The following is a 7904-nucleotide window of genomic DNA, read 5'->3' on the forward strand; positions in this document are numbered from 1 at the left end:
GCCGCAACCACCGCGGCTCCGGCCGCCGCCAGCACCGCCGCCGCTCCGGCGGCTGCCAGCACCACCGCGCAGGCTCCGGCGGCGCCCGCCGCAGCGGCCACGCCGTTCGTGGACGATGGCAAGTGGGTGGAAGGCAAGCACTACTTCCGCATCGAACCGGCGCAGGCCAAGGTCAGCAGCACCGACAAGATCGAAGTGACCGAGGTGTTCTCCTACGGCTGCCCGGCGTGCAACCAGTTCCATCCCACCATGAACAAGCTGGTGCAGGAGCTGCCCGCCAGCGCCGCCGTGGCTTATCTGCCGGCCTCCTTCATGCCGCAGGAAAACTGGCCGATGCTGCAGCGCGCCTTCCTCACCGCGCAGGCGCTGGGCGTGGCCGACAAGGCCAATGACGCGATGTACGACGCCGTGTGGAAGTCGCAGGAGCTGAGCGCCATGCAGGGCACCGGCCTCAAGCCCGCTTCGGCGCTGCCCACCATCGACGACGCCGCCAAGGTCTACGCAAAGTTCGGGGCCGATCCGAAAGAATTCGCCGCTGTGGCCAACTCGTTTGCCATCAACACCAAGGTCAAGCGCGCCGACGAAATGCTCAAGGCCTATGGCGTGGAAGAAACCCCGACCATCGTGGTCGACGGCAAGTACCGTTTCACCGCGCGTTCGGCCGGCGGTTATGAGCAGGCAGTGGAACTCGCCAAGTGGCTGGTGTCCAAGGAAGCCGCAGGCAAGTAAGCCGCGCGCATCGACATCCACCTGACGCCATTCGACGAGACCCGCCCCATGTTCAAGCGTTTTGCCTCCCTGCGCGCCTTCAGCCTGATCGCCGGCCTGTTGCTGGCCACGGCGTGCACCGCCACCGGCTCCAACGATGCCGCGCCCTATACCGAGGGCACCGAGTACGTGACGCTGCCGGCACCGGCGCACCGCCTCAGCAATGAGGGCAAGGTCGAAGTGGTCGAAGTGTTCTCCTACGGCTGCATCCACTGCGCGCATTTCGCGCCGATCGCCGAGCAGATGCGCAAGCAGCTGCCGGCCGGCGTGACGTTCAAGCTGATGCCGGCCGTGTTCAGCGACGAATGGCTGCCGTTTGCCCGTGCCTATTACGCCGCCAAGAAGCTGGGCGTGCTGGAACAGACGCACCTGGAGCTGTTCAAGGCCAAGTTCGACGACCACTACCCGATCTCCACCCTCGATGAGCTGGCCGATTTCTACGCCATGCATGGCGCGAAGCGCGAGGAGTTCATGCGCATCGCCAGTTCCGACGAGGTGACCCAGCAGATCCGCAAGGATGCCGAGCTGGTCAAGCAGTGGCAGGTGGACGGCACGCCGACCATCGTCGTCGACGGCAAGTACCGCACTGCCAATGTGAAGACCCTGGCCGAACTGTCCGCCGTCGCCCAGTGGCTGGCCAAGCGCGACCTCAGCGGCGCCAAGTAAGCCCCGGCGGCGACGCGGAACTTTCCCCGCGTTCACAACCGACCGGGCATGCTCAGGGTCTGTCTCCAGTCTGATCGCCGCCACGATGGCGGCGTTCACCCTTTTGCGACTACCCTTTCCGCCCGATGAAGCGTGCCGAACCCACTCCCGCCCCGGCCACCGAACGCCGTTTGCGTCTGCTCAGCTGCAATATCCTGGCTGGCGCCAGCGTGCAGCGTTACAGCGAATACGTCACGCGCAGCCTCAATGCCGTGCTGCCGGGCCGCAGCAAACTGGACAACCTCGACCGCCTCGCCGAAGTACTGCCGCAGTTCGACCTGATCGGCCTGCAGGAAGCGGACGCCGGCAGCCTGCGTTCGGGCTTTCTCAATCAGACGCGCTACCTGGCCGAAGCGGCCGGCATGCCGTTCTGGAGTCATCAGCCCAATCGCCCGATGGCGCGGCTGGCGCATTCGGCGAACGGGTTGATCAGCCGGCTCGAACCCAGCAGCGTGCTCGACTATCCGCTGCCCAGCCGCATTCCCGGCCGCGGCGCCTTGCTCGCGCGTTTTGGCGACGGCGACGATGCGCTCGCCGTGATGATCGCGCACCTCTCGCTCAGCGCACCGGCACGTGCGAAGCAGCTGGGCTTCATTGCCGAAGTGCTGCAGGATTTCCCGCATGCCGTGCTGATGGGCGATCTCAATACCGAAGCGCGCAGCGCGGAGATGAAGCACCTGTTCGCCAAGTCCAGCCTGGTGCCGCCCGATCAATCGACGCCGACGTTTCCCAGCTGGAAGCCGCGTCGCGCGCTCGATCACATCCTCACCTCCGAGAAGATCCAGCTCGACAAAGTGTGGGCGCTGCCGCAGGCGTTCTCCGATCATCTACCCATAGCGGCCGAGATCCGCTTGCCCAGCCATATCACCCCACGCCTGCACCGGATCCGTCGATGAAACGCGCTGTACTGCTGACCCTGCCCTGGTTGACGCTGATCCTGCTCGGCGCGCTTGCGTATGCGCTGCGTTATGGCCTGGTCGAGTCGGTCGACGTGGCGCACCTGTGCGACACCGCGCGCTCGCTGACCTGCGATGCGCGCCATGCCGCGGTGATGGGATTTGTATTGGCACCGCTGCGCATGTCTGCCAGCTACAGCTATCAGATGGGCATCTACGGCTGGGTGGCACTGGCCGCCGCCGTACTCGCACTGGCCTGGAAGCACCCGTTCGCGGCCTGGCTTTCCGCGGCGACCGGCGTGGTCGCCGTGGTGCTCTACTGTTTTGCGCCGGGTGCGTTCGCGTTACTGGTGGGTTGCCTGCGGCTGGTACGTCTGCAGTCGGGCGGCGCGGCGCCATTCGATCATCACCGCACCGGCGGTCGCGAAGTTCACGGCCAGCCATAGCCAGGTCGACGGGTTGAGCCCGATCTCCTGCGCCACCACCACGGCAGCGAGCAACGGCAGCAGGCAGGCCATGAAGCGCTCCTCGATGATCGGCACCACGCAGTTGTCGGCCGATTCCATCAACGCCGCAATCATGAAGCCCACCGCCGGCGGCCAGAACAGGCCCAGCGGGAAATCGCGATAGCGGCCGTCGAAGACCAGCAGCAAGTCGTAGAAGGCCAAGCCGAACATCCACAGGAAACGCACGCGGCGATCCGGCAACTGGATGGCCGCGCCGGCCAGTCGTGCAGCGATGCGGCGCGCCAGATAGACGGCCGAAAGCAGGGCCAGCGCGCAAAGCAGGCCGGAAAACACCCATTCCAGCTGGTTGCGGCAATCGAACAGCATGCGACGGCCCTGCCATGCAATCGACGTGGCGGTGGCGAAGCCAGCGAGGATCAGCGCAACGCGACTGCGCGTATTGGCCAAGCCGCGACGCCAGATGCCCGACAGCAAAAACAACACGGCACCTGCCACACCGGCGAACCAGCCGGCGATCCAGTTCGGCTCCTCGACCACCGGTCCCTGCATGCTGAACTTGGGCTTTGCATTGACATCGAAAATGCCCCAATAGCCGCCGACCGTGCCTTCCTGATCGCGCTTCCACGGCTGGTCGAACGCTTCGATCACGTTGTACGGCATGTCCACGCTGCCGGCATAGAGCAGGAATTCGCGCAGATAACGCGCCTCGTTCACCAGGCTCGCACTCGCCTCGCGGCGCGGACGGCCCTGGCTCGGCCAGCCGGTCTCGCCAATCATCACGGCACGACCGGAGAAGTGCGCCTTCATCTGCGCATAGACGTCCGCGACATGCTTGAGTGCATCCTGCGGCGGCACCGGATCGTCCTCCCAGTACGGGAGAATGTGGATGGTGATGTAGTCGACCACGTTGGCCATCTGCGGATAGCGCAGCCAGAACTCCCACACATCGGCATAGGTGACCGGCACGTGCACATCCTGCAGCGCGCTGCGCACGCGCGTGATGTAGGCGGCGATCGCTTCGGGCGATTGCTCGCCGCGCAGCAGCACTTCGTTGCCGACGATCACGCCGCGGATCACCTGCGGATACGCCTTCGCGGTGGCGATGCCCATCGTCACTTCGCGGTCGTTGAGCGCGAGATCGCGGCCCAGCCAGATGCCCATCAGCACCTTCATGCCGTATTTCAGGGCGATCGCGGGCACAGCGTTCAAGCCAAAGCCCTGCGAATACGTGCGCACGCAATCGAAGCGCTCGGACAATGCCTTCAGATCCGCGTCGATACGCTCGGGGCTGACAAAGGCATGCGGATCGAGCGGCGTCTCGCCCGGCTTGCGGAACGGTGCATAGGACACGCAGGCGATGCGTGCGGTCGGCGCATCCGGCAGCGCCACCGGGCGTCCAATCTGCCACCACCACGCGGCGCCTGACAGGGTGGCCACGACGAGGATCAACCATGCCAGCGGGGCAACACGGGATGACGGCGAGGGCGATGGCGACATGCGCTTCCTAAGAGCGTGGCTCAAGCGCCGGATGCGGCGCCTCGTGGGTGGCGAATTCTAACAGGGGCTGCGCCCTCGCCATGTGCGCGGGCAGGGCCGCGCCCTCGGTTTCACGTCACGCTCAGCGGGGATTGGCCATTCTGCGCAGTCCCGCGCAGCGCGCCGCCCCTGCGGAACCGCGACTATCACTGCGTCGGTCTTGGCAAAGGAGTCGTCATGTCCCTGCACGCAGCACCGCGGCAAGTTGCCCGCCGCCTGCTCATCCTGGTGGCCGGCCTGTGGCTGGTCGGCGCGGCCTCGGCCGCCGAGCCCACGGAAGCGCAACGCACGGCATTCAAGCAGGCGTACGCCGCGGCCCAGCAGGGCGGCGATGGCTGGCGCACGGCGGCCAGCACACTGCAGGACTACCCGCTCTATCCCTATCTGGAAGTGACCTCGCTCACGCACGATATCCGCCAGGTCCAGCGGCCGCAGGTCGAGGACTATCTCAAGCGCTATCCCGGCCTGCTGCCTGCCGCGGACTTGCGCCGCGACTTTCTCACCGAACTGGCGCGCCGGCAGGATTGGGACACGTTTCTTGCGATGTACCAGCCGGGTCTCGGCGATGCGCTCACCTGCAACGCGTTGCAGGCGCAGCTGAGCAAGGGTGCGCAGCTCGATTTCGATCGCGACCTTGCCGCGCTGTGGAGCAAGCCCAAACTGCCGGGTGCCTGCGATCCGGTGTTGAGCGCCGCGCACGACCAGGGCCTGCTCACCGAACCACGCCTGTGGGATCGCATCGACCGCGCCGCGGATGCCGTGCAGCCGGGCACCATCAACGCCATCGCCGGCTGGCTGCCGGCGGACCAGGCGGATTCCGCAAGACGCATCGCCTCCGCACTCAGCGATCCCGGGGCTGCGGTGGTGGCAGCCAATCAGTGGCCCGATACGACGCGCAACCGGCAGGCCGCGACGCTCGCGCTGGAACGACTTGCGCGGCGCCAGTCGGTCACCGCGGACATCGCCTGGCAAAAACTGCAGAGCCATTTCGCCTTCACTCCCGAGCAGCGCAATCGCGTGATGTATGCGCTGGCCTTGTTCCATGCCACCGACTACGACGCCGATGCACTCTCGCGCCTGATCGCGCTGCCGGCGTCCGTGCAGACCGACACCAGCCGCGAATGGCGCGTGCGCGCCGCCCTGGCACAACAGGACTGGACTGCGGCGCTCGCCGCCATCGATGCGATGCCGGCGACGCAACAGCAGGACGGCGAATGGCGCTGGTTCCGCGCACGCGCTCTGGCTGCCACCAATCGCAATGCCGAGTCGCAACAGGTACTCAGCAGCCTGGCGCAGGAGCCGACGTTCTTCGGATTCCTTGCTGCCGATCGCATCAAGGCGCCGTACGGCATCTGCCAGACGGACCTGAAAGGCAACCCGCAGCGCGAACGCGCCCTGCTCGCCAACCAGGGTTTGTTGCGCGCGTTCGAGCTTTATGCCGTGGGCCTGCCCAAGCAGGCGCGTCGCGAATGGACGCAGGCACTCGATGGCGCTGATGCGGATACGCTCAAGCAGGCGGTCGCTCTCGCCTATCGTCGCGGCTGGTACGACCGCGCGGTGTTCACCTTCAACACCGGCGATGCGTTGCGCTATTACGAGCAGCGCTTCCCGCTGGCCAGCCAGGACGGACTGGTACCGCAGGCCGAACAGGCAGGGATCGATCCGTCGTGGGCGTACGCCATTCTTCGCGCGGAAAGCGCCTGGATGGCCGATGCACGCTCCGGTGCGGATGCGCGCGGCCTGATGCAGTTGCTGCCGTCGACGGCCGCGCTGGTGGCCAAGCGCAACGGCGTCACCTGGACTGGCGGGGACTCGCTGTACGACCCGATCACCAACATCATCCTGGGCACGCGCTATCTCGCGCAGATGGCAGCGCGCTTCAACGGCGCGCCCTGGCTCGCCAGCGCGGCCTACAACGCCGGCCCCGGCAAGGTGGACCAATGGCTGGAGGCGCGCAATTCGCTGCCGCCGGACCTGTTCATCGCCACCATTCCGTTCAAGGAGACGCGCGAATACGTGGCGCGCGTGATGTCCTTCGCGGTGATCTACGACTGGCGCCAGCATGGCAATGCCGTCACGCTGTCGCAGCGACTCACGCCGATCGGCCAGACCTATACGCTGCCGGATGCCCGCAGTGAGCGTAAGCTGGTGACCTGTCCGGTGGTGGCGCCGCCGACGCCTGCGGAGGCAGGTTCAGCTGCTCCCGCCAGCAGCATGGCAGCACCGGCTGCAGCCAGCAGTACGCATTGAGGCGGAGACACTGAGTGACACTGAAATCCAAACAACTGGTCGTGCTCGGCGGTAGCGGCTTTGTCGGCTCGCATTTGCTGCCGCGCCTGATCAGGGACGGCCATCGCATCGTGCTGCTATCGCGCAACCGCGAACAGCGGCGTGCGCTGGGCGTGCTCCCCGGCGTGAGCATCCACAGCGTGGATGTGTATGACGCCAATGCGCTGCGCCGGCAGTTCGAGGGCGCCGATGCGGTGATCAACCTGGTCGGCATCCTCAATGCGTTCGGCGAGCAGACCTTCCAGCGCGCGCACGTGGACCTGGCCCAGCGCGTGCTCGGCGCCTGCCAGGCGGCCGGCGTGTCGCGCCTGCACCATATGAGCGCGCTCAAGGCCGGCCAGGGCTTGTCGCAATACCTCAAGAGCAAGGGCGAGGCGGAAGCGCAGGTGCGCAACTCCTCGATTGACTGGACCATCTACCAGCCGAGCGTGATGTTCGGCGCGGATGGCGGCCTGGTGTCGCGTTTCGCCACGTTGCTGCGGCAGATGCCAGTGCTGCCGCTGGCGCGCGCACCGTCGAAGATGGCGCCGACCTGGGCCGGCGACGTGGCCGAAGCGATGGCTCGCTGCATCGGCGACGACAAGCTCGGCATCGACCGCAGCTTCGAGCTCTACGGCCCGGATGTGCTCACGCTCGGCGAGATCGTGCACATGATCCGCGACACGATGGGCGTGCGCACACCCATCATGGCGCTGCCGGACGGCCTCGGCCGGCTGCAGGCACAAGTGGCGCAAATGCTGCCGGGCAAGCCGTTCTCGCTGGACAACTTTCGCTCGCTGCGCACCGATTCGGTGGGCAAGGTGGATGGTTATGCCGCGCTGGGCATCACCCCGCAGCCGCTGGCGGCATGGCTGCCGGTGCTGTTGAACATACCGGCGCGGCAGCGTCGGCTGGACCTGGCGAGATCGGCTGGGCGATAACTCGTCCACCCCTTCCCTGTGGGCGCTTCCCTGTGAGAGCTTCCCTGTGGGAGCGCACCCTGTGCGCGACTGAGGGTGCCTCACCGCCTGAGGCCGTCGCGCACTGGGTGCGCTCCCACAGGGTTAGCCTCCCAGATGGCTAGCCCCGGTTAGCCGGCCGCTTCGCATCACGTGGCAGAATCCCCCGCATGCGCATCTATCTCGTCGGCGGCGCCGTCCGCGACAAACTGCTCAAKCGACCGGTGACCGACCACGACCACGAGGTGGTCGGCGCGCGTCCCGACGAGATGCTCGCGCAGGGCTTTCGCCCCGTCGGCAAGGAC

General features: G+C 66.6%; 7 protein-coding genes and 1 pseudogene. 7 read left to right on the forward strand and 1 reads right to left on the reverse strand.

Translation table 11 applies throughout. The features are described 5' to 3' along the window. The 4 genes from AC1DMG_RS17640 to AC1DMG_RS17655 all read left to right on the forward strand — a co-directional run. Nucleotides 1-729: thiol:disulfide interchange protein DsbA/DsbL (locus tag AC1DMG_RS17640; RefSeq protein ID WP_477180844.1), on the forward strand; the 729-nt coding region annotated here is incomplete at its 5' end. Nucleotides 730-777: 48 nt separating this feature from the next. Continuing rightward, nucleotides 778-1434, forward strand: coding sequence for a thiol:disulfide interchange protein DsbA/DsbL (locus AC1DMG_RS17645; protein WP_441605217.1), 657 nt, complete (start codon nt 778-780; stop codon nt 1432-1434). 125 nt (nt 1435-1559) lie between these two features. Beyond that, nucleotides 1560-2369: an endonuclease/exonuclease/phosphatase family protein gene (locus AC1DMG_RS17650; RefSeq protein ID WP_441605216.1), complete on the forward strand. Its 810-nt coding sequence runs from the start codon at nt 1560-1562 to the stop codon at nt 2367-2369. Continuing rightward, on the forward strand, nt 2366-2815 hold the full coding sequence (locus tag AC1DMG_RS17655; RefSeq protein ID WP_441605215.1) for a hypothetical protein: 450 nt from the start codon (nt 2366-2368) through the stop codon (nt 2813-2815). The genes AC1DMG_RS17650 and AC1DMG_RS17655 overlap by 4 nt, the downstream gene beginning before the upstream one ends. Here AC1DMG_RS17655 and AC1DMG_RS17660 read toward each other — a convergent pair. After that, nucleotides 2714-4333: a glycoside hydrolase family 17 protein gene (locus AC1DMG_RS17660; RefSeq protein WP_477180845.1), complete on the reverse strand. Its 1620-nt coding sequence runs from the start codon at nt 4331-4333 to the stop codon at nt 2714-2716. The genes AC1DMG_RS17655 and AC1DMG_RS17660 overlap by 102 nt on opposite strands. Before the next feature lie 216 nt (nt 4334-4549). Here AC1DMG_RS17660 and AC1DMG_RS17665 point away from each other — a divergent pair, with 216 nt between their 5' ends. The 3 genes and pseudogenes from AC1DMG_RS17665 to cca form a co-directional block, all read left to right on the forward strand. After that, nucleotides 4550-6622 carry a transglycosylase SLT domain-containing protein gene (locus AC1DMG_RS17665; RefSeq protein ID WP_441605213.1) on the forward strand — a complete coding sequence of 691 codons (2073 nt, stop codon included), beginning with the start codon at nt 4550-4552 and terminating at the stop codon, nt 6620-6622. A gap of 20 nt (nt 6623-6642) precedes the next feature. After that, nucleotides 6643-7581 (forward strand): complex I NDUFA9 subunit family protein, encoded by a 939-nt coding sequence (locus AC1DMG_RS17670; protein ID WP_441605241.1) that lies wholly within the window; start codon nt 6643-6645, stop codon nt 7579-7581. 188 nt (nt 7582-7769) lie between these two features. Next, a pseudogene (gene cca, locus AC1DMG_RS17675) lies at nt 7770-7904 on the forward strand (multifunctional CCA addition/repair protein); the annotation flags it as partial.

The organism is Dyella sp. 01N36 (assembly GCF_056399745.1).

Bases quoted from the DNA above. Each gene is read 5' to 3' on its own strand.
- AC1DMG_RS17645 (WP_441605217.1), top strand. From the start codon at position 778: ATGTTCAAGCGTTTTGCCTCCCTGCGCGCCTTCAGCCTGATCGCCGGC.
- AC1DMG_RS17650 (WP_441605216.1), top strand. From the start codon at position 1,560: ATGAAGCGTGCCGAACCCACTCCCGCCCCGGCCACCGAACGCCGTTTG.
- AC1DMG_RS17655 (WP_441605215.1), top strand. From the start codon at position 2,366: ATGAAACGCGCTGTACTGCTGACCCTGCCCTGGTTGACGCTGATCCTG.
- AC1DMG_RS17660 (WP_477180845.1), bottom strand. From the start codon at position 4,333: ATGTCGCCATCGCCCTCGCCGTCATCCCGTGTTGCCCCGCTGGCATGG.
- AC1DMG_RS17665 (WP_441605213.1), top strand. From the start codon at position 4,550: ATGTCCCTGCACGCAGCACCGCGGCAAGTTGCCCGCCGCCTGCTCATC.